20 protein-coding genes and 1 pseudogene are annotated in these 21,438 nt (G+C 38.3%); 18 read left to right on the top strand and 3 right to left on the bottom strand.

All coding sequences use genetic code 11. The features are described 5' to 3' along the window. Window positions 1-293: 293 nt before the first annotated feature. From GC093_RS17100 to GC093_RS17065, 8 genes are all read left to right on the top strand, one after another. Window positions 294-956: a uracil-DNA glycosylase family protein gene (locus GC093_RS17100; RefSeq protein WP_171653112.1), complete on the top strand. Its 663-nt coding sequence runs from the start codon at window positions 294-296 to the stop codon at window positions 954-956. A gap of 57 nt (window positions 957-1,013) precedes the next feature. After that, complete coding sequence (locus GC093_RS17095; protein WP_171653111.1) at window positions 1,014-2,033, top strand: PM1201 family protein; 1,020 nt, start codon at window positions 1,014-1,016, stop codon at window positions 2,031-2,033. 326 nt (window positions 2,034-2,359) lie between these two features. Further along, window positions 2,360-2,752, top strand: coding sequence for a hypothetical protein (locus tag GC093_RS17090; RefSeq protein ID WP_171653110.1), 393 nt, complete (start codon window positions 2,360-2,362; stop codon window positions 2,750-2,752). Between the two features lie 46 nt (window positions 2,753-2,798). Continuing rightward, window positions 2,799-3,245: a hypothetical protein gene (locus GC093_RS17085; protein WP_171653109.1), complete on the top strand. Its 447-nt coding sequence runs from the start codon at window positions 2,799-2,801 to the stop codon at window positions 3,243-3,245. 47 nt (window positions 3,246-3,292) lie between these two features. Continuing rightward, window positions 3,293-3,826, top strand: coding sequence for a hypothetical protein (locus GC093_RS17080; protein WP_171653108.1), 534 nt, complete (start codon window positions 3,293-3,295; stop codon window positions 3,824-3,826). Between the two features lie 517 nt (window positions 3,827-4,343). Continuing rightward, entirely contained in the window at window positions 4,344-4,796 is a 453-nt protein-coding gene (locus GC093_RS17075; RefSeq protein WP_171653107.1) for a hypothetical protein, read from the top strand. Window positions 4,797-5,008: 212 nt separating this feature from the next. Beyond that, the gene (locus GC093_RS17070) at window positions 5,009-5,512 is read left to right on the top strand and encodes a hypothetical protein (protein ID WP_171653106.1); all 504 of its coding nucleotides are present in this window, start codon (window positions 5,009-5,011) and stop codon (window positions 5,510-5,512) included. Between the two features lie 35 nt (window positions 5,513-5,547). Further along, window positions 5,548-6,117: a hypothetical protein gene (locus GC093_RS17065; RefSeq protein ID WP_171653105.1), complete on the top strand. Its 570-nt coding sequence runs from the start codon at window positions 5,548-5,550 to the stop codon at window positions 6,115-6,117. 141 nt (window positions 6,118-6,258) lie between these two features. Here the strand turns inward: GC093_RS17065 and GC093_RS17060 are convergent, their stop codons facing one another. Beyond that, window positions 6,259-7,773, bottom strand: a complete 1,515-nt coding sequence (locus GC093_RS17060) for a recombinase family protein (RefSeq protein WP_171653104.1) — start codon at window positions 7,771-7,773, stop codon at window positions 6,259-6,261. 871 nt (window positions 7,774-8,644) lie between these two features. Then, window positions 8,645-9,313 (bottom strand): helix-turn-helix domain-containing protein, encoded by a 669-nt coding sequence (locus GC093_RS17055; protein WP_171653103.1) that lies wholly within the window; start codon window positions 9,311-9,313, stop codon window positions 8,645-8,647. A 549-nt stretch (window positions 9,314-9,862) separates the two neighbouring features. Here GC093_RS17055 and hsdR point away from each other — a divergent pair. Genes hsdR through GC093_RS17040 form a run of 3 tightly spaced genes read left to right on the top strand, consistent with a single transcriptional unit; the run spans window position 9,863 to window position 15,199 of the window. After that, entirely contained in the window at window positions 9,863-12,214 is a 2,352-nt protein-coding gene (hsdR, locus tag GC093_RS17050; RefSeq protein WP_171653102.1) for an EcoAI/FtnUII family type I restriction enzme subunit R, read from the top strand. Window positions 12,215-12,249: 35 nt separating this feature from the next. Then, window positions 12,250-13,719, top strand: a complete 1,470-nt coding sequence (locus GC093_RS17045; RefSeq protein WP_171653101.1) for a class I SAM-dependent DNA methyltransferase — start codon at window positions 12,250-12,252, stop codon at window positions 13,717-13,719. A 1-nt stretch (window position 13,720) separates the two neighbouring features. Continuing rightward, window positions 13,721-15,199 carry a restriction endonuclease subunit S gene (locus GC093_RS17040; protein WP_171653100.1) on the top strand — a complete coding sequence of 493 codons (1,479 nt, stop codon included), beginning with the start codon at window positions 13,721-13,723 and terminating at the stop codon, window positions 15,197-15,199. Window positions 15,200-15,879: 680 nt separating this feature from the next. On the opposite strand, the gene GC093_RS17035 is transcribed toward GC093_RS17040, so the two are convergent. Next, entirely contained in the window at window positions 15,880-16,107 is a 228-nt protein-coding gene (locus tag GC093_RS17035; RefSeq protein ID WP_171653099.1) for a helix-turn-helix domain-containing protein, read from the bottom strand. Between the two features lie 111 nt (window positions 16,108-16,218). On the opposite strand from GC093_RS17035, the gene GC093_RS17030 reads away from it, so the two are divergent. The 7 genes and pseudogenes from GC093_RS17030 (at window position 16,219) to GC093_RS17005 (ending at window position 21,427) form a co-directional block, all read left to right on the top strand. Then, complete coding sequence (locus tag GC093_RS17030; protein ID WP_171653098.1) at window positions 16,219-16,530, top strand: hypothetical protein; 312 nt, start codon at window positions 16,219-16,221, stop codon at window positions 16,528-16,530. A gap of 49 nt (window positions 16,531-16,579) precedes the next feature. After that, the gene (locus GC093_RS17025) at window positions 16,580-17,440 is read left to right on the top strand and encodes a phosphorothioated DNA-binding restriction endonuclease (RefSeq protein WP_171653097.1); all 861 of its coding nucleotides are present in this window, start codon (window positions 16,580-16,582) and stop codon (window positions 17,438-17,440) included. Window positions 17,441-17,583: 143 nt separating this feature from the next. Further along, window positions 17,584-17,763 (top strand): hypothetical protein, encoded by a 180-nt coding sequence (locus GC093_RS17020; RefSeq protein ID WP_171653096.1) that lies wholly within the window; start codon window positions 17,584-17,586, stop codon window positions 17,761-17,763. Window positions 17,764-18,303: 540 nt separating this feature from the next. Then, window positions 18,304-19,725 carry an RtcB family protein gene (locus GC093_RS17015; RefSeq protein WP_171653095.1) on the top strand — a complete coding sequence of 474 codons (1,422 nt, stop codon included), beginning with the start codon at window positions 18,304-18,306 and terminating at the stop codon, window positions 19,723-19,725. A 28-nt stretch (window positions 19,726-19,753) separates the two neighbouring features. Further along, a pseudogene (locus GC093_RS35505) lies at window positions 19,754-19,873 on the top strand (hypothetical protein); the annotation flags it as partial. 184 nt (window positions 19,874-20,057) lie between these two features. After that, on the top strand, window positions 20,058-20,636 hold the full coding sequence (locus GC093_RS17010) for an RNA 2'-phosphotransferase (RefSeq protein WP_171653094.1): 579 nt from the start codon (window positions 20,058-20,060) through the stop codon (window positions 20,634-20,636). Continuing rightward, window positions 20,633-21,427, top strand: coding sequence for a TatD family hydrolase (locus GC093_RS17005; protein WP_171653093.1), 795 nt, complete (start codon window positions 20,633-20,635; stop codon window positions 21,425-21,427). The genes GC093_RS17010 and GC093_RS17005 overlap by 4 nt, the downstream gene beginning before the upstream one ends. Window positions 21,428-21,438: the final 11 nt, after the last annotated feature.

Here is a 21,438-nt window from a genome sequence, read left to right as displayed (position 1 = left end):
ACATGTTTGTTGTCACTGTCTACTCCTCACATGTGGAATAAGTAAGCTGAAGGCAATATTATTACCAGTTCTATAAGCTAAACAACCCTTCGAAAAATTAATTGAAGGATTGTTTCAATCCTGCCGAAAACAACACATTGAGTGATTACAAATTAGAGCAAACACTATTCCTTTGGACACAAACATGTTTGTTGTCACTGTCTACTCCTCACATGTGGAGTGCGTGGTAGTAATATATCGGGATTATAAATAATTCCTTGATATTTTAATAACCTTGGGAGGAATATGAGGTGATGGATAAAGTCGTTCAAGAGGCCCGAAATATAAGAGAAAATTTGCTTAGAAATCAGAAATTAGCACGCCACATTGATAAGGGCAGAGACTATATACCTATATCAAAGGTTGGAAGTCAAAAAATTAAGCTCATAATTATTGGGCAAGACCCAACCGTTAAGAATGAAAAAAGTCGTGATACAATCAAGACGGTACTAAATTTAGATAAACAACAAAATAGCCTGTACAATTATTTATCTTCCATATCCAAACAGCTTGGCAGTGACATTGAAGAAAACGTGTATGTAACTAATCTGTTAAAGTGCTTCTACGTTGCTCCCCCTGCAACTATCCCTGGATGTATTAGAGAACATACTGTTTATTGGATAGAGTTATTGAGAAGTGAGCTTGCTAGCTTTCCTGAAGCAGTCGTAATCACTTTGGGCGAACCTGTACTCAATGCATTGATAATAAGTGGTTCTAAGAAAATTAGGGACTATTGGGGATATCAAGGTAATAACCAATCTGATGTGTCAAAATTCCATTACAGTGTTGAAAACAATAATTTGCTCCAGCGGCGAGTGTTTCCATTCCCTCATCAACCGAGTATCCAAAAATATTTCTATAAGCGATACAAGGATGATTACATTAGCTTTGTAAATAATCAAAATGTGGGAATGTAGGGCTTGCAGCAGTTAATGTCTAAATTTTAAACGTAGCAGAAATGAAGGTGTTACCATATGCAGGAAATAAAATTTAGGAAATGGTTAGAGGATAAAGGTTACGATACAGGGACTGTGAAATCACGCATTTACAACTGTCAGCGAATTTGTGAATTTGAGGGAAACATTGACCATCATTATGAAATTGATAAATGCAAGACTTTGTTGCCAAAGTTAGAATATTCAACGGATGATGAAAGAAATGGGTTACCAGCAAGACATAATATTCCAATAAATGGTGTTATTCGCACAGGGACGGCAACCTTTAAGCAAGCATTAAAACTATACATTTCCTTCCTAGTGGAAGGTAATTCCAAGGCTATAGGTTTAACACCGTTAACTAATACATTTGATCAGAGCGATACGTCGAAAGTGAAAGAGGCCACTGCAATTGATTCTTATGCGCTCTTCTTACACCATTTCAATATTGACAACACCGATTTCTATAATTTTGGAATTAAGAATACCATTTTTGCGAATATAACAATTGCGAATACCCAATGGGAAAGTTTGAAAAATAAACTTGTATCTAATCAACAGTTGGCAATCAGAGGATATGGTCGACAAGGCATAAACACAGCATTGTATCTAGAATTATATGAATACTTATTTAACAATAATAAGATTATTCAAGACCCAACAAACAATAATGCTCCGAGAAGAAATATACAAAGTGCAACAGGATATGCCATAAACAAAAACATTTTTAACTATCAATGCTCCCATGTTTTTGGTAAAACAAAGAATCCATTATTGTTTGAAGCGGTTTGGAATATTTGCTTAATCCCCAAAATGTATGACCCTTTGACTGGTCATGAAACAACTGGAGACTGGCCTCGGGAATTCCAAGGTTTATTTCACAAATATGTCTTTGAGTATTTCAAAGCATTTATCGATGATTTTAATAATTTTATTCTATCGCACAATATTGAAAGTAGGATTAATCATTTTGTTACAAAATTTTTAACCAAGTATGACAGTAAACTATTAATGAATTTCAAGGAAGATGCTCTGAGTGAATGGGCAATGATAAAATGAAAAATTTCTTAGATGTGTTGAATGATAATTATATATTGACGACCTCCCCCATCACGCGGCGGAGGTTCTTTTTCATGCGAACATACGCTTGCTGACAGGCTGTTGTCGATGGTGCGGTGTATAATGATGGAAATAATATGTCGAATAAAGGGATTTTCAGTTCTTTTATGTTTTGAACGTTATTAATTTATGAAGCTATTAAGAAGGGATAATTATGTATAACTTTCACTCAAGGAACATTGAGATAATTGACCCTCAAATTTTATAAGTTTGATTCTGATGCTTTCCTGAAAATAAGAGTGCAATGGTCAGAAATGTTTAGATTAATGGAAAAATTAATTGTTGAAATCTACTCGAAGAAAGACATAGAGAAATTTAATGAGTTGCTTTTGATTTTATACATATACACTACTGAAATGCGAAGTGAACAATATTATGCGAAGGCAATAAGGATTTATGAATTCTTTTTGTATCAGGCTCCCGACAAAGGCAGATTCTACCCTGGTTTTGAAGAATTCCATGAGAGACTTGATTTTACAGAAGTATATTATAATTTAGGATTTCTGAATTATGAACAAGGTGATTTCGATCTTTCAATGTATTACTTTGCTCTAGCAGATGAAATATATTGTAAACAGAATGGACTAAGCAATGGAGAGTTACTTATTTCATTAATAGATAAAAATAGGAGTCCCTTTGTATTTTTGATAAAAGGTTAATTTCAGTGGGTCTGGTTCTTAATAAGCGACTTATGGGGGAATTTTTTTGTTACCAACCATTCAATTTTATGCTCAAGCAAGATCTTCACTACGTCAAATTTTTAAGGAGAATGGTATAATTGTTAATGATAACCATGTAGGTACAATTGGTGAATTGTATGCAAAAATTTACCTTGAATCATTCGGACTATCTGTTAGACCTGCTAAAAATCTAATTTGGCCATACGATCTTGAAGACTCTCTTGGAATTAAATACTCAGTAAAAACAATAACAACTGAGAATACACTAGGAAAAACATCTCCTGTTAATATATTAGAGGACTGGACTGTATTGATTGCGATATCTTTAGATGGTGATTTCATGCTAGAGAAGATGGCAATGATCATTAAAAGCCACCTAATTTCATATCCAGTATTTCAAAAAAATATTAATAATAGAAGTAATGGGTCTAAATCTCATCCTCAATTTTCAATGGTGGAAGTTCTTGGATAATTACATAGTATGATAAAAAGATAATTTTATAGGTGGTGACTCATAAAATGAAGACAGTATATCAGAATCTCTTTCAGCTAATATCTTCAATCGAGCTGACGCTTGAGAAAAAATTTATAACACCCTCCTTGGTTTTGCTATATAGTGGGATTGATATTGTAGCGTCACTGAATACAGAAATAGGAAGAGATGTTCAAAGAAGTGACTTTATCAATTGGGTTAATAAATATATGATTCCGCATATAAACATTCCTCTCACTGGTGATGACATATACTCTGCACGTTGCGCGGTAGTTCACTCAATGAGAAGTGAATCTAAAATGTCAAGACAGGGGAAAGCAATTCAAATATTTTATACATGGGGAGATAAAGAATCTGAAGAATTACAAAATCTAATTAATTTAACAAATATGAAACATATCGCCATTAAATTTGAGACGCTTTTTCAGGCTTTTCGCTTAGGTATTGTTGATTTTTTTGAAGAAGCAGAAACTGATACTCAAATTCTACATAACATTTTTAATAGAGCACAGTCTATGCTCTCATATAGTGAGCTACCCAAATTTGAAAATTTTGAATAAAAAAACAATTTTAAAGGGAGTCCTATATTGAGCGATGTTGTCTCTGCTTCGATCCAACAAAAAATAAATATGCATATAATCTGGATAAGTTCTCGTGTTTTCGTAAACTAACAGGAAAATGTTCTTTAGATTTGACCGAAAGAGAAGTTGGGTACTACAAGTCTCTTGAAAATTCAAAGCAAGATGTCAAAAGTCGACCTCACAATAAGTCTTCGGTATACCACTGCCGATTACTAGTGGAAAGCATAAAGTCTAAAGAAGCTACTGAGTATGTTTGGATTCACCCTTCCAGTTGTGGACACTATTCTTTTACATGGGGACAGCATCGAACTTGTATAGCAAAGCATATAGGATTAAATAATATCCCTGCACTAATCGGTTCTGCTTGGGAGAGTGATTGTAGAGTTTGCGGCCTTAAAAGAACAAACCCTATATTTCGTTTGATGCATTGGCTCAATAAGACCGATGAATTAGTTAGATAAAAACAAATAATTCATGAGGAGCTAAAGATAGAAAAATGCATTCCTTAAGAGAAGTTAAGCCCAAATTATTAGATTTATTAAATCAAGTAGGAAAGGGTATCGGTGAAAACCAATTAACAATTATTGATCGTGGTAGGCCTCATCTATTAAGCTTCAATGAGAAAAAATTGTATGTGTACACATTTAATTATAACAACGTATACTTGAAAATCGGAAAGGCTGGAAACAAAAGTAAGGCTAGGGTTATAGGTCATCATTATAATCCAGCAAGTAGCCAGAGTAATTTAGCTAAGTCAATATTATCAGATGAGAGTATGAAGATTTATAATCTAAATGAGAATTCAGTTGGAAATTGGATAAAAAACAATGTCGATAGGGTAGATATTGAATTGAATGCGGAGGTTGGGGTTTTCGTAATGAATTTCATTGAAGCTGCTTTACATTGTATGTATCTCCCTAAGTACGAAGGATTTGAAACTCAAAGATAATTTTATGATACATTCATTAGGAGTTGAGGAGTTGAATTATGCTTATAGAAGGGTGCTAAAAGGAAAGGATTCTTTGTAATGCTAATAATTGGCTTCCTAATTCACAATTGGGTTGGGTATGGGGGAATTGTACTAGGCTTAATAACACTGGTAATTGAACTAATCAATAAATACAAAAGGCAATAAACAATACTTTTATTGGGGAGATCTTTATGGAGCAAGACAACATTTTTTTTGAGTTCTTTGAAAAGTATCAAGATGCAACTAGAAGAATTTCAAAAAAGTTTTGGGAAATAAAACGATTTGGTGCTCCTGACGCTAAGCTTAAAGAAAGAGTTTACTGTTATGAGTTGTACCATCAAATCAGGTGTATGTGGAAGGACAGCAGTGATTATGTGCTCCATGGAGAGATGGATAAAATCGATCATTCGATTTTAAACGGAATACCTGATTTTATCTTACATAAACCAGAAAGCATGGAATCAAATTTAGCCGTAATTGAAGTTAAGCACTCCGACAACTCTGCTATAACGGACGATATCGTTAAACTTCATAACTACATGTTAACAGGTAGATATACATATAGTATATGTCATGTATTTGGAACTCTAAGTGAAAAACGTCTTCGGAGTTTCATCCGCATTTTAGTTCCGAATCAATATTTTGTATATCATAATGTCAAAGAAAACGAAGTCAGGGTATTACAAATAGAATAAATCGAGTCTTTTATTGGAAGGGAAAATACATAACAATGAAGCTAATTGAACGGGCAAAACAATTGATTCCTTGTGATATAGTTTGTCATGAAATATCTTTAGCAATTTTATTTAATGCAAGCAGATTACCAGCACCTGCTTTTTGGCCAGAATCTAAAGGCTCTTACGAGTCAGGTATTATTGTTCCTGATCTTAGAGTCGAGGACTCTATAGAAGCTATGATAAAATCAGTTCCAGATGATCCATGTATGATTCCTGCCTTGGAAAACCTGCTTAAACAGAATCATATCATAGCTGCGAATGAGGTGATGAATCCGCATTTGTATGCTTCATTTTCAATTTTACATGAACTTGGACATTGGTATCATTTCCAGGAGAATTATACCAGAAGGGGATTGAATGGACAAAAGTATATTACCGATTATAAAGAAATCCAGTTAAAATTGGAACTTGAGAAAATAGGAGAGCTTGCAAAGAAAGCGAAGAAAGGATCTCAGGAACAAATAGAATTATTATCCGAATACCACAAATTATATAGAAAACATCCATTTGAAATAATTGCAGATCAATTCGCAATTGGGAGATTAAAAGAACAAATGAAATGAATCTTGTATCACAAAAAGATAAATCGTTGATAAAACAAAGATTTAAACCGACATATATTCAACTAATTTATATCCTTATTACCGTCTCCACACATGTGGAGTGTACAGTGTTGCTAAAATGGAGGGAGTCGTAAGCTATGCTTACGCTCCCTGTTTTGTTTCGGGACTGCGGAAGTTGTAGTGTATCTTGATATTGCCGCCCTCATAAACCTCAATTTTATGAATGAGCTTACTCACAATACACCTTAGAATTTTTTCATTTTCAATATCAAGGCTGAGTAGAGCTTTGACCTGCTTTTCAAAGGAGCGGAATCCGCTCTCTTTTTCTTCATCATGCTGGAGCAAACGGGTTAATTCAACTTTCTTGTGCTCTAATGTCTCTAGCTCTTCTCTAGTGGAAGAATGAAGCCGCCGCCATTCTTCCTTTGTAATATCTCCCTCAAGCTGTTGTTCAAGGAGACTGCTTTGCTTACGAATAAGTAAACCAATCCGCTTTTCAATTTGACTGAGTTCCTTTTTGTAATTGATAGTTTGATTGCTCGTCTCGGCATTAACAGTTTCCATAAGTTTTTTCATATGGACTTTTCCGCCGAGGCTTAACTGTTTTAATGCCTCTTTGATTTGCGTTAGGAAGGAGTCATATTTGATGAGATGAGATGAACAATACTTTCTGCCGTATTTTCCATATCGTCCACATTGATATCCGTTCCTGTCCTTCTTAAAGTGCATTCCCATACCACAATCGGCACAAATGGCAATATGTGCAAAGATGCTTTCCTGACCATTACTCCTTCTCATGCCCTTGTGTTTTAACTTTTCCTGAACTTGTCGAAACTCATCCTCCGAGATGAGGGCGGGGTGAGTATTCTTTACACCGATTTGCTTTTCAGGTGGAATGATTGTACGTTTCTTAATCCGAATACTCTTAACTTGACTCCTGTGCTGTATCATATGCCCCATATATGCTGGGTTGGTTAGAATGAGTTTGATCGTACTTTGTTGCCATAGCTCTCCAGCATTCTTTGCTCCTGCAATAGTTCGGGGAGTAGGGATGTTATTGTCACACAGGTACTTGGATATTCGGCTTAGCCCCCATCCCTCATATAAATAGAGGCGGAAAATTTCCTTTGCAAGGCTAGCGTACTGTGCGTCTATAACAAGATTATCACCATCACGCATGTAGCCGAAGGGCGGGAGTGAGCCGTTAAACCCGCCTTGAACTGCTTTTTCTGCTTTTCCAAACCGAACACGCGACGATTGTCCCTCGCTCTCCTTTTGTGCAAAATTAAGAAAAGCCATGAATAGAAACTCATCCACAGAAAGAGTATCAATGTTCTGTTCTATGAAGATCATACCAATTCCGAGTTCATCCATCTCACGTTTCATGTTAATTCCATCTTGATTGTCACGCGCGAAGCGGGAAATGGACTTGAACAGAATGTAGTCGAATTTTTTGGCCCTAGCATCTTTCAGTAATCGTTGCATTTCCCGACGATTCTTTACATTAACACCACTAACGCCCTCATCTTTATATACGTCATGAATTGTGCCGCCCTTTTCTTCGACATACCGATTGAAAAACGATATCTGATTAACAATACTATCCTTTTGGCTGTCTAATTTGGTGCTCACTCTTGCATAAATTGCATAGCGCATAGGTAGTTCCTCCTCGGAATGGTATCACTGAACCTATACGAAGTGCTCTCGCCATTGTTTAGCACCGCGACCGCTTAACTTTGATCTATCCCTCTCGTATAGCGTTTGTAAGGAAGGAGGGCGGGGAGCAATGAATCAGGAAGCCGAATACATTGGAACACAGTCAATACAGGAGTCATTAGAGCAGTTGATTATTGAATTAGTACGTGCGGGACTTTTAACAACCGATTGTGAGTAAGTCTAGGTATAGAACGCTTCCTTGTCCAGTATTACATGGACTACGTGAAGCGTTTTTCTTTTTCGTCTATTGACCTCTTAAATCAATTTCTAGCGCTCCTTTACTTCTTGATGGTCTTCTCACCTATAGTGCCCTCCCGCCTCCCTAGTCGCCTTTGTAGCGCTTCTATGCTAACGATTGGGGAGCGGGGCTAAACTATTCAGTTTTCAAAGAACTGTAAGCAGGAATATATTAGTGATTGTTGTGAAAGTCAAGAAAAATAAATGGTCGGAATTAATGATTTTTCTAAGAAATATCCCCCCCCCTATGCCTTAGAACGGCGCAAGTTTGAAGTTTTGGTCAGAGAGCGACGTGATTTTTCTAGGAACAAATAGCAGAGATTTGGTGCGCGTTTTACTCTCTATAAAAAATCCCCCGACCAACGGAGCTGGGCGGAGTGTTATGATTATAACTAGAATAATAAAAGATAATAAAATGATAATAATAGGGTTTAATTAATGGACAGAGTTGCAGTAGTTTATATTATTGTTAGGTATAATTTTTAGCTAGTCTGAGCTTGAAATATAGCATTAAATAATAAAATTTCTTTTTTGAATCTAAATTTTAAACACCAAAAAAACCGCTAAAAAGCGGCTAGGATTTTTGTTTATATTGTTTCACAAAGCAATCATCATATAACTCTCCAATCTTCTTGCTTACATCATCCGTAACTTTATTATATTCCTCAATAAAGTTACGGTCATATGAAGCAGCCAATCGGTTTATGAATGGCATATAGAATGCCTGAGTATTCACAAAGATAAGACATGCTTCTGTGAAACAATGTGCTGAATAAGCAAGTGCATCGGGACTATCAAATGAAGTTTCAAGTGATTCCCAATTTGTAATCAGTTGTTTCCTGTCATAATGAACCCATTCGCTAATAAGAACATAAGGATTTTTTGATAGGGACATTATTTTATATCGGCTTCTCTGATTATAATAACGTCGAACTTCTATAAATCCCATTGCTTTGAGTGATTTAATAGCGTTCATTATGCTACTTCTGGATAAATTGGTAGCTCCCCTAATAATTAGTTCGGGAACAGAACAATACCCAGTTTCATCACTTTCATGATTGCTACTTGCCCAAGACATAAGTTCAAATAATACTTGTTTTTCAGATTGTTGTATAAAGTAACAACGCCTTAATATATCAGGAGTAGGCAAGTAATACTTGGCATTTATAGAGGCGATTTGCTTTGACGCTTCCCCCCACTCTTCAAACGGTCTTAAAATCATGTCCTCAATAAACTTTTTCACAAGAAATTTCCCCTCTCAATTATCTATTCCTTTCCGTACACTATTCTTATACGATTTAGGTAAAGATGAGTTAAGAGGATGATAGCTCTTTAGTGATAACTCTGATTGAAAGCCTGTGTACCATGCTGTCCCACAATTCTTAAATTTGCCTGGTGATCTCTTCTCTCAAATTGCTGATAATAAAGGTGTGGTGCGGGGATATGATATAATCGCCGCAGCACCATAACGCAACATTTCGAGAAAATGTCGGCCGCACCATGTATAAATAATAAGCCTGATGTACTCTAGGGTGACATAGTGGTTCTTTTCATGCGAACACATACTCGCTGACAGTAAGTTGACGGTGGCATGGTGTATAATATTGGGAAATAACCGTCGAATAAAGGATTTTTAAGTTGATCTATGGAATAAGTCCATTGGACTAAATTCAAACTGGATTATCGTAGTGATCAGCGTGATGGGGTTCCGAACTGGCTAATATACAGAAACACGTTTGATAAGAATACATAATTTTCATATAGAAAAAGTCATGGGGAAAGGACTGAGCAAATGGCAAAGAAAGATTTGTCTGAAGAAGATATCAAAGTCAGATATATCACACCAGCAATCACTAATGCAGGATGGGATTTAAAACAAATTCGTCTAGAATATGCTTTTACGGCTGGAAGAATCATACTTCGTGGTAATATCACTACCAGAGGCAAGAAGAAAAGGGCGGATTATGTTCTGTTCTACAAGAATAACATTCCTCTGGCGATCATTGAAGCAAAGGATAATAATCATCCAGTCGGTGCAGGCTTGCAGCAAGCCATAGTCTATGCAAAAGCACTCGACATATATTATGTATATGCTTCCAATGGAGATGGATTTGTTGAGCAAAATTTGATAACAGGTCAAGTAAGTGAACTAAGCCTTGAGGAATTCCCCTCGTCAGAGGAATTATATAGAAGATACTTAAAAGATAAGAATGTAACTGATTCGGAAGAAAAGGCACTACTTGAGCCTTATTACTATGTGCCTAAATACAAGACCCCTAGATATTATCAGCGTATAGCGATTAATCGAACTGTGGATGCAGTAGCAAAGGGGCAAAATCGCGTATTAATGGTATGTGCTACTGGAACGGGTAAAACCTACATGTCATTTCAAATCATATACAGACTTTGGAAGGCTGGCTTAAAGAAGAAAATATTATATTTAGCAGACAGAAATGTATTGGTAGACCAAACGATATCAGGTGACTTCAAGCCATTTGGTGGCAAGATGACAAAGGTAGAGAAAAAAACACTAGATAGTTCCTACGAGATTTATCTTGCTTTATATCAGCAGCTTTCAGGGGATGACGGAGAAGAAACCTATCTCCAATTTCAGCCGAATTTCTTCGATCTGATTGTTATAGACGAGTGTCATAGAGGCAGCGCAAAAGAGGATTCTGCATGGAGAAAAATCCTAGATTACTTTTCATCAGCCACTCATGTAGGATGTACGGCTACACCTATTGAAACGAAGGAAGCCTCTAGTCAAACTTACTTTGGGGAACCTATTTATGAGTATTCTTTGAAGCAAGGGATTGATGATGGCTTTTTAGCCCCATATAAAGTGATAAGAATCGGCCTTGATAAAGACCTTGAAGGGTATCGACCAGAGAGTGGGAAAGTCGATAAACATGGCTATGAAATTGAGGATAGAGAATATAACATCAAGGATTATGACAGAACCTTGGTTATTGATGATAGAACGAGGGTAATTGCAGCCAAGATTACAGAGTTTTTAAAGAAGACCTACAGATTTAGCAAGACGATTGTTTTCTGTGTCGATATTGAACACGCAGAGCGAATGCGACAAGCTTTGATTAATGAAAACAAGGACTTGTATGCTGAAAATGAAAAATATATCATGCGTATAACAGGGGATAATGATGAAGGGAAAGCACAACTAGAATATTTCATAGACGAAGAAAGCACATACCCTGTTATTGCAGTTACCAGCAAACTAATGACCACTGGTGTGGATGCTAAAATGTGCAAATTGATTGTGTTGGACAACAATATTAATAGTATGACTGAATTTAAGCAGATTATCGGTAGAGGAACGAGGCTTCTAGAAGAATACGGCAAGACCTACTTCACCATTATGGATTTTCGTAATGCCAGCAGATTATTTGCTGATCCCGCATTTGATGGCAAGCCAGAAGTAGTATTAGAAATCAATGGAGATGAGCCAGTAACCGAGCCAATCGGAGATAGTCCTGAAGACACAGAGAGTAACACTAATGCAAGTGGCGTTAGGGAAACGAAAGGGGATTACAATACGGATGGTTTTGATGATGACGACAGGCCTAAAAAGTATTACATTAACGATGTTTGCGTAAAAGTCCTTTCAGAAAGAGTTCAATATGTGGATAAGGATGGCAAATTAATCACCGAGAGCCTTATTGATTATGCTAAGAAAAATATCTTGCAACAGTATGCAAGACTGGATGATTTTCTTAGAACATGGACAAAAGCTCAGAAAAAGCAAGCCATCATTGACGAATTAAAAGATGAAGGCGTTTTGCTGGATGCGGTAAGAGAAGAAATGGGCAAAACAGAACTGGATGATTTTGATTTGATATGTCATTTAGCCTATGACAAACCACCTCTAACCAAGGCTGAAAGGGCAAATAATGTTAAAAAACGTAATTATCTTTATAAATACTCTGAATTGGCACAGCAAGTGTTAGAAGCGCTGCTTGATAAGTATGCCAATGAAGGTATCAAAGAAATTGAAGAAACCAAAGTCCTACAACTCAAGGAATTTACCAAGCTTGGAAGTCCTATGAAAATAGTTAAGGCCTTTGGTGGAAAAGAAGCTTACCAAAAGGCGATTCAGGAATTAGAGAACGAGATTTATTACGCATAAAATCATAAACCAACACATGAGGCAGGTAAAAAAGAATGGCAATAACCAATTTCGTTAAAAGAATTCAAGATGTTATGAGAAATGATGCAGGGGTCAATGGCGATGCTCAGAGGATCGAACAAATCGTCTGGATTCTATTTCTAAAAATATATGATGCAAAAGAAGAAGCATGGGAACTGTATGATGATAATTACAAATCGATTATTCCCGAAGGCTTAAAATGGAGAGATTGGGCTGTAGATGAGAAAGACGGGCAAGCACTTACTGGTGATGCCTTGTTAAACTTTGTAAACAATACGCTATTCCCAACTTTTAAGAATCTTGAAATTGATGATGAAACGCCTATGAACCAAGTCATTGTGAAATATGCATTTGAAGATGCCAACAACTATCAAAAGGATGGTGTGTTACTGCGGCAAGTTATAAATATCATTGATGAGATTGATTTTACAGAATACGAAGAACGACATGCCTTTGGTACGATTTATGAATCTTTCTTAAAAGACCTGCAGAGTGCAGGAAATGCAGGGGAGTTCTATACACCAAGAGCGGTAACCGATTTTATGGTAGAAGTGATTAAGCCGATTTTAGGTGAAAAAATAGGAGACTTTGCTTGCGGTACGGGCGGATTCTTAGTTTCAGCCTTAAATGCTCTAGAGAAGCAGGTTGGAAACTCACTTGAAAATAGAGAGATTTATAATAACTCTGTATATGGGGTGGAAAAGAAAGCACTTCCGCACATTCTAAGTATTACCAACATGCTGCTGCATGATATTGACAATCCAAACATCATTCATGGCAATACATTAGAAACAGATTACAAGGAATACAGGAAGATGGGGCAGTTTGATGTGGTTCTTATGAATCCGCCATATGGTGGCAATGAAAAAGACAGCGTCAAGGCAAACTTCCCATCAGATCTTAGAAGCTCAGAGACTGCAGATTTATTCATAAATATCATCATGTTTAGACTCAAGAAAAACGGTAAGTGTGGAATCATTCTTCCAGATGGATTCCTGTTTGGTACGGATAATGCCAAGGTTAATATCAAAAAAAAATTATTTAGTGAATTCAATTTTCATACCGTGGTGAGGTTGCCTCATAGTGTATTTGCACCATATACCTCAATTACAACGAACATATTATTCTTCGATAATACGCATCCGACCAAGGAAACTTGGTTCTATCGTCTAGATATGCCAGAGGGCTATAAGAACTTCTCAAAGACAAAACCAATGAAGCTGGAGCATTTTGAGCCAGCCTTAACTTGGTGGGATAACCGAGAAGAAATCGAAGTCGATGGATTCCCAAAAGCTAAGAAGTATACTGTTAGTGAGATTGAAGCTTTGAATTATAACATTGACCTATGTGGATTCCCACATGAGGAAGAAATAATTTTGGAACCGATGGATCTGATTCATCAGTACCAAGAAAAAAGGTCTTCTCTAAATGCTGAAATCGACCATGTGCTAGAAAAGATTACTTCTATGCTTGGAGGTAATTAAAATGAATGCACAGGATTTGAAAAACAGCATACTGCAGTTGGCGATTCAAGGAAAGCTAGTTGGACAGAGAAGGGAAGAGGGAACTGCCGAAGAACTCTATCAGCAGATTCAAGTAGAAAAAGCAAAGTTGATTAAGGAAGGCAAGATTAAGAAAGAAAAGCCACTGCCAGAAATCAAAGAAGATGAGATACCGTTTGAAATTCCAGAGAGTTGGAAGTGGGTGCGGTTTGGGGAAGTAATTGATGTTAGAGATGGCACTCATGATACGCCAAAGTATGTAAATGAAGGCGTTCCTTTAGTAACTAGCAAGAATTTAAATTATGGTAAAATCGATTTTGATAATGCCAAATTAATATCCATTGAAGATGCCGATAAGATTAATAAACGCTCTCTTGTAGAAGATAGCGATATATTATTTGCAATGATTGGCTCGATAGGAAATCCTGTTTTGGTAAAAAAAGATCGAGAATTTTCAATTAAAAATATGGCTCTATTTAAAACAATTAGCAATAGTTTATTTAGCATGGAATACTTATTGTGGTACTTGCAGCTAGAACAGGTTTTTATGAAGAAAAAAGCTTCAGGTGGTGTTCAATCTTTTGTCTCTCTATCATTTTTAAGAAACTATATAATGCCTCTACCTCCACTCGAAGAACAAAAGCGAATTGTAGCCAAGATAGAAGAATTAATGCCTTATGTTAAAAAACATGGTGAAGCCCACTCTAAATTAGTAGTGTTTAATAAGAAGTTTCCAGAAGATATGCAGAAATCCATTCTGCAATATGCTATCCAAGGTAGGCTGGTTGAACAACGAGAAGATGAGGGAACTGCCGAGGAACTCTATCAGCAGATTCAAGAAGAAAAAGCAATGCTGATTAAGGTTGGCAAGATTAAGAAAGAAAAGCCACTGCCTGAGATTACAGAGGAGGAGATACCCTTTGACATCCCTAATAGTTGGAAGTGGGTAAGATTAGGGGATATATCACTAAATATTGGTGATATTGATCATAAAATGCCTCCAACTGTAAAAGATGGATACCCGTATGTATCTCCATTGAATTTTACAACAAATAGTATTGATTACGATGGTGCAAAAAAAATTGGTCAGAATGATTTTGAGCATTTGTCAAAAAAGATTAAACCTGAGCGAAACGATATTATTTTTCCGAGATACGGAACAATTGGTGTTATAAGGATGGTTGATACTGATCGAGAGTTTTTAGTTTCGTATTCGTGCTGTACAATTAAAAATATAGAAAAATACATTTATCCAAAATATGTATTCCATACCCTTAAATCTGGTGTGATTAAGAAGGAAATTAATAGATATATTAATAAAACTACTCAACCCAATATTGGCTTGGAATCTATTAAGAAATTTATGATTCCAATACCTCCACTAGAAGAACAAAAAAGAATTGTAGTCAAAATTGAAGAAATGATGCCTTACTGCCAGCAGTTAGTACAAGCTACATTATGATGACCGCCCCCCCTCGGTTTAGTAATTTGTAGAATTACGTGAGGGGATACGATTTTTTAATCCAGTTTATTTGTAATACCTACACCAGCTATTCATCCGCTTGAACCAGCAACAGCGAAAGGTTGGACTAGGTATCCAAATCTTCTGAATGCGATTCATTGTTAATCTGATAATGATAAACATTATTAACTCGTATGCTGAGAAAACTCAACTAGGCGAGAGTACTTCGTAAGGTTGTTCTCACTGTCTACTCAACACATGCGGAGTGCGGAACATTGTAAGTTTATATTTTGGTGACGAAAACCGTCACCAAGCACCATATAGAACCAAATAGATCAAATGGGAAAAGAAAAAAACTTTATTTAATAAGGATTCTCCTACCTTTATCATACTAGATCTAACCCATCACTAACATTGGTAGCGATGAGGTCAGGGATTTGCAGTTGATGTAAAATTGATGTAAAACATCAACAAAAACGATCGGAATGAAGCCTGCCATAACAGAAGCTTATTAATGAAAAGCCCGTCAAATCAAGGTTTCAGCGGGTTGCTACAGATCACAACTCAGGGTAATATGATCCCGCATACGGTACATGTAGTTGCTTTTGATCATGGTATTGGTATTATTGATCATTATTTAATGAATGAAATAGAAAATGCATTTCCTTCTCTGACTATCTCTACTCTATCTCCCCAACCTCAACCAATTCCAAAATCTCACGAATATCGCTAATGCTTAATGCATCAGCGATTTTTTCTATATGGGCAAAGTTAATATTCGAGCGTTTGCCATTCGAAAGTTCGCTTAGCGCGGCGTGTCTAACGTCTGCTAAGCGAGATAATTCACGCAAGGACATTCCGCGTTGTTTTAGCAGCTCTGGTATTTTTACTACAATCTTATTTGGCATCTGGATCCTCCCCAATTGATCATTGACTATACGCGATAACGTACCATATAATCATTTTTAGGATGGTACGCATTTGCGTATAATATTCATCTTTTGTTGGAGGCAATTGCTATGATATTTGATCAAGATTGGATAAAAGAGACTGTGATCACAAGGTTCGATGAGCTGGCTGGAATAGCTGAACAACTCGAGGTTGTAGCCCGATTAATAGATCAGGCAGCTATATTAGAGAAGCACTTGAATTATGTATTGGATAGAACCAATCAGCTCTGCGTTAAAGATTTGTTGGATTTATCTACGCAACATTGTGCTATGCAGAAGGAATGGCTTTATATGAAAGGGGTTCAGGATGGGATGAAACTACTCTATTTTATGAAGGGCAAAGAGATAAATCCTAACGCAGAAGAGATTGTAGGAACCTGAATATGGTATGATTTAGATGAATTTCATCTAATGTCAGGTGGGCAGGCCAATGAATGCGGATGGTTTGAAAAACAATCTAACCATATGGAAAAAGAACGGACAAAGAGCGCCTCATAAACCTTTATTACTGCTCTACGCGCTAGGCCGGCTTCAGCACAACGAAACCTCATTGCCTTATGAGCAAGTACGGTTAAAGCTCAAGAAACTGTTGACTGAATTTGGTCCATCCAGAAAATCATATCATCCTGAAGAGCCTTTTGTACGCCTAGAGACTGATGGAATATGGAAGTTAACAACCCAAGTCGATAAAGCTAATTTCTCCGACAAACAGCTTTTAACAAATCGAGTGGCCGGTGGATTTACTAATGAGGTTCTTTCCCTTCTTAAGGGAAATGACTTCCTTATTCAAGAGATTGCGGTACAGATAGTAAACGAGCATTTTCCGGAAACCATGCAACAAGATATATTTGACGAAGCTGGCCTCGATTTTTCAATGAAAAGAAAACGGCCGCGTGATCCGCACTTCAGGGATAAGATTCTGAGAGCCTATGAATATAGCTGTGCCATATGCGGGTTTGATGTGCTTTTGGGACACAACTTGGTGGCTATTGACGCAGCTCATATTCAATGGCATCAGGCTGGAGGCCCGGATAGTGAGGAAAACGGAATCGCATTATGCTCATTGCACCATAAGCTTTTTGATCGCGGTGTATCCTCCGAGAGGGAGATGCTTGTAGCTGAGGAAGCTCATGGTTCTGTAGGATTTGAAGAGTGGTTGATGAGATTTCACGGAAAGAAAGTACGATCACCAATCCACCCTATCTATCAACCTAACGATAGTTTTATCGGGTGGCATATTAAAGAAGTGTTTAGAGGACCTGCAAGATTTAACCAAAGTGGAGGTCTGTAAAATACCTATTTGTATTCCTGTATAGAAATTTGCTATCCAAACTTTAGTACTGACCCGGAACCGGGCCATGGGATATAGCAGTATGGAATTGTAATGGTGTGTGCAATAATGAATTACAGCTAACTTGAAATGGAGGGGTTGTTATGCTTCCAGAAAACATTCATAATTCTCGCGTTCTGATTGATCTTGAAAAGGAAACTATCGAAACTCAAGAAGAAGATTACTCCATAGACGATCTGTTGGAATCAGTAGGGGCTTTGACACCTGAACGCGAAAAAGAGGTATTGGATGAAGTGAAACAATCGCGCGAGGAATGGAATTAATTAGTTCAACCCATTCCATCAAGCATTGTAAACAAACAAAGGATACCCCAATAACGAGTATACCTTTTTAAAATCCCTAATCTTACTTCGTGGCAATAATCATGAAACGTTCTGAATTTGTCATAATTCCCGGCGTAATAACAATTGGTTTTAATTAATCTTTCCGCTTGCGACTCATTGACGGCAATTGGATGTAGGTAGTAAGATGTTTGTAAATAAATGGAAAGGAGGCCGATGAGTATGATTCGCATCCATAACAGTAACCTGACAATTGCAAAAAGTTTCATTCCATCGGTCTCAGCGAACTTGTGATGAATAAATAGGGATTCGTGTACCTATTTTTTTAGTTAACTCGTAAAGCCATAGACGATGTCAGTCTATGGCTTTTTTGCGTTCAAAAAAGTACCAAAGAAAGGGTGAGTCCGATGCAAGAAGATAAACAGTCACGGTCCAGCAACGTGTTTTTACGGCAACAAAATGCCCATTATAAAGGAACTTCCAATAAAATTTGGGGTTCAAAGAGAGGAAAGAAAATAAATAATGAACGAAACCTATTACCAGCAGGTTCAGCTCCCTTCCGGGACTGTGCATGTGTATGCAGGGGATACCCTGTTTAAAGAATTGGATTATAAAGTATTCGAGATGGCAAATAATAATTTGCAAATTCCGAATCAAGTATATATGAGCTATACCCCGGATGTGCATGTAGGTGTGGGGACCTGTATCGGAACCACTGCGGTATGGAACACCAAAGACGGCTATGTATCGCCTTCAATCGTCGGAAGTGATATCGGTTGTGGCATGAGGGTCCATCTGACGAATCTGCACAAGGATGACTTAAAGGAAGTGAAGCTGCGGCGCAAGCTTGTCAAAGTCATAGAGAAGTATTTGCCGGTGGAGGACCATGCGAGGGGATATTTCTCGGATATTCGCCTGGAGCATGTGATCAAGAAGGGGCTGCATGGCCTGCCGAAAAAATATATTCCAGATGGGTACACCCCACGCAAGGCGACATCTCTTACCCATGTGGAGCGAAGCAAGTTTGCTTTTGATGAAAATGCATTGAACCTGTTCCCGGAGCAAGTTTGGCATCGATCACATCGACAGCTTGGAACGCTCGGGAATGGTAATCACTTTGTTGAAATTCAGTCAATTGAAATTGCCGAGGATCAACGGGAAATAGCGGAAGCTTGGGGGCTGCTCGACGGTCAAGTGGTGGTGATGATCCACTCGGGATCGCGATCCTGGGGAGGCTCTGTTAGCCAGTATTGTGGAAGCAATATAACGAAAATGATGCGGGCTGAAGGGCTCGGGACCGCTGACCCGAAGCTGCTGTTTGCACCGCTAACACATCCTCTTGCACAGACGTATGTGAATTTGGAGTACTCGGCATTGAATTATGCAGTCGTGAATCGGCATCTTATCGCTTATGCAGTGCGGGAAGCCGGCAAGGATGTATTCGGGTCCAAATTCGAGATGACGACGCTGTATGACCTTATGCACAACTATGCATGGGAAGAGGAACACGAGGGGCAGTCCTTTTTTATCCATCGTAAAGGGTCTACAAGAGCGCTACCGGCTAACCATCCAGCCAATCCGGAGCCTTATATGAGCACCGGACATCCTGCACTTATTCCAGGTTCAATGGGAACGGCCTCATATATCATGGTAGGCTCCCCAACGGGAAGGGCAAATTTTTATTCCATCTGTCATGGGGCAGGACGAATTCGGTCACGCAGCGCGACTAAGAAATTGGTAACATTGAACGAGTTTTCCTCGTCGCTCAAAGTAGGAACGGACGATGAGATTGTTGTGAATCAGCGATCTCTGGAATCTATTTTGGATGAATCCCCACAAGCTTATAAGGATGTTGATCAAATTATCGAGAGTGTCATAGGAGCGGGATTGGCTCAAGTAGTGGCAAAATGTAAGCCGATGGCGACAGTAAAAGGTGCAAAATGATGATGAATAGAGATCCTCAAAGTGCAGTATGATCCTTGTGATCGAAGACATCGATTCCATAGCGGAACGGGCGCGGTCTTATTTTTTGAACCTGCTGGACGGGGCAACCTCTCAGGAAGGTATGTTTTTGATAGGTACGACGAATTATCAGCATTGGAGTGGCACTACGAGCAAACGATCCAAATAGAGAAACACATTAAAGCGATGAAGCCGGATCTCCATAAAGGACAGATGTTATCCTGGTTGAAAGAGGATACGGAAAAGCAATTCGGATTATCGGCTATGTAACTATGCAAATTAGAAGTAAATATGAATATTAGGAAGTGATTAACATGTTGAACGAAAGTCAGGAAATGAGTTTAAGCAAGCTGATGAGCAAAATTTTACGGCATTCACCTCAAGATTTTGGCCTGTCTTTAAATGCTGCGGATGGTTCTTGTACGTTGGATGAGCTGCTGACAGTCTTAGTTAAAGAAGCAAAATGGTTTGATATCGGTTTAGAAGACATTGAACAAGTAGTCAGGAACTGTGAGAAGCAGCGTTTTGAAATTACGGGCGGACGAATCCGAGCGCGTTATGGACACAGCCATGACAAGATAAGCTATCCGGCTGCTGAGCCGCCTGATGTGCTATACCATGGAACGAACATCAAGGCTGCACCCGTTATTTTGAAAGAAGGCATCCAACCGATGAAGCGGCAGTATGTGCATTTATCGGAGGGCCTTCATTTTGCCACCCTTGCCGGAGAACGGAGGGGGGAGCTTGTAATATTGGCGGTCGATACGGCCAAAGCTGCAAGTTTGGGAGTCCCTTTTTATTATGCAGGTAACGAGGTCTGGCTTGCAGACGGAATTCCGTCAGTGTGCTGTAGTATTTTTGACAATAGTGATGGAGGAATTGGTCGGGTATGAATAAACAGATGATTGATATTGGCGTGAATTTGATGCACCGCTCTTTTCAGCAGGATCGTGACAGGGTTGTTGCACGCGCGGTGGAAGCAGGCGTTTCACCGTTGATCCTCACAGGGACACATGAGAGAAACAGTGAAGAGGCGGCACGGTATGCCGCGCGGTTCCCAGAGAAATTATATGCAACGGCAGGGATTCATCCGCATGATGCGCGCAATTGCACGGCTCATACGATAGAAAAGCTGCATCGGCTGGCTTTACTACCCCAAGTGGTTGCTATTGGAGAGTGCGGGCTTGACTACAACCGGGATTTTTCGCCTAGGGATGTACAGAAAAAATGGTTCGAAGAGCAAGTTCAGCTAGCGTGTGAGCTGAAGATACCGCTTTTTTTGCATGAGCGGGAGGCACATTATGATTTTATTCGATTACTAAAGCCGTATGCCGGGCGAATCCATAAAGCGGTTGTGCATTGCTTCACGGGCTCCATCCAAGAACTGCAGGTCTATTTGAACATGGGCTTTTACATTGGAATCACGGGCTGGATTTGTGACGAGCGCAGAGGAAAACATCTTCGGGAAGTGGTCAAAAGAGTACCGTTGAATCGATTGATGATCGAGACGGACGCCCCGTTTCTAACTCCAAGAGACTTGAGTGTGAAGCCGCTGGATGGACGAAATGAGCCTGCTTTTCTACCACATATTGCACAAGCGGTAGCCGCATGTGTGGGAAAGACGACAGAGGAAGTTGCGGATATTACGACTAAGACAGCGAAGGAATTTTTTGATTTGAAATAATAAGTTTAAAT

The sequence above is a fragment of the Paenibacillus foliorum genome (assembly GCF_013141765.1).
In the GTDB taxonomy this organism is placed as follows: Bacteria; Bacillota; Bacilli; order Paenibacillales; family NBRC-103111; genus Paenibacillus_S; species Paenibacillus_S foliorum.
Note: the sequence above shows the minus strand (reverse complement) of the source record. Positions and strands in the feature narration are given on the sequence as shown.

Bases quoted from the DNA above. Each gene is read 5' to 3' on its own strand.
- GC093_RS17015 (WP_171653095.1), top strand. From the start codon at position 18,304: ATGAACGAAACCTATTACCAGCAGGTTCAGCTCCCTTCCGGGACTGTG.
- GC093_RS17095 (WP_171653111.1), top strand. From the start codon at position 1,014: ATGCAGGAAATAAAATTTAGGAAATGGTTAGAGGATAAAGGTTACGAT.
- hsdR (WP_171653102.1), top strand. From the start codon at position 9,863: ATGGCAAAGAAAGATTTGTCTGAAGAAGATATCAAAGTCAGATATATC.
- GC093_RS17030 (WP_171653098.1), top strand. From the start codon at position 16,219: ATGATATTTGATCAAGATTGGATAAAAGAGACTGTGATCACAAGGTTC.
- GC093_RS17080 (WP_171653108.1), top strand. From the start codon at position 3,293: ATGAAGACAGTATATCAGAATCTCTTTCAGCTAATATCTTCAATCGAG.
- GC093_RS17060 (WP_171653104.1), bottom strand. From the start codon at position 7,773: ATGCGCTATGCAATTTATGCAAGAGTGAGCACCAAATTAGACAGCCAA.
- GC093_RS17005 (WP_171653093.1), top strand. From the start codon at position 20,633: ATGAATAAACAGATGATTGATATTGGCGTGAATTTGATGCACCGCTCT.
- GC093_RS17070 (WP_171653106.1), top strand. From the start codon at position 5,009: ATGGAGCAAGACAACATTTTTTTTGAGTTCTTTGAAAAGTATCAAGAT.
- GC093_RS17040 (WP_171653100.1), top strand. From the start codon at position 13,721: ATGAATGCACAGGATTTGAAAAACAGCATACTGCAGTTGGCGATTCAA.
- GC093_RS17025 (WP_171653097.1), top strand. From the start codon at position 16,580: ATGAATGCGGATGGTTTGAAAAACAATCTAACCATATGGAAAAAGAAC.
- GC093_RS17020 (WP_171653096.1), top strand. From the start codon at position 17,584: ATGCTTCCAGAAAACATTCATAATTCTCGCGTTCTGATTGATCTTGAA.
- GC093_RS17090 (WP_171653110.1), top strand. From the start codon at position 2,360: ATGGAAAAATTAATTGTTGAAATCTACTCGAAGAAAGACATAGAGAAA.
- GC093_RS17035 (WP_171653099.1), bottom strand. From the start codon at position 16,107: ATGCCAAATAAGATTGTAGTAAAAATACCAGAGCTGCTAAAACAACGC.
- GC093_RS17010 (WP_171653094.1), top strand. From the start codon at position 20,058: ATGTTGAACGAAAGTCAGGAAATGAGTTTAAGCAAGCTGATGAGCAAA.
- GC093_RS17045 (WP_171653101.1), top strand. From the start codon at position 12,250: ATGGCAATAACCAATTTCGTTAAAAGAATTCAAGATGTTATGAGAAAT.
- GC093_RS17100 (WP_171653112.1), top strand. From the start codon at position 294: ATGGATAAAGTCGTTCAAGAGGCCCGAAATATAAGAGAAAATTTGCTT.
- GC093_RS17065 (WP_171653105.1), top strand. From the start codon at position 5,548: ATGAAGCTAATTGAACGGGCAAAACAATTGATTCCTTGTGATATAGTT.
- GC093_RS17075 (WP_171653107.1), top strand. From the start codon at position 4,344: ATGCATTCCTTAAGAGAAGTTAAGCCCAAATTATTAGATTTATTAAAT.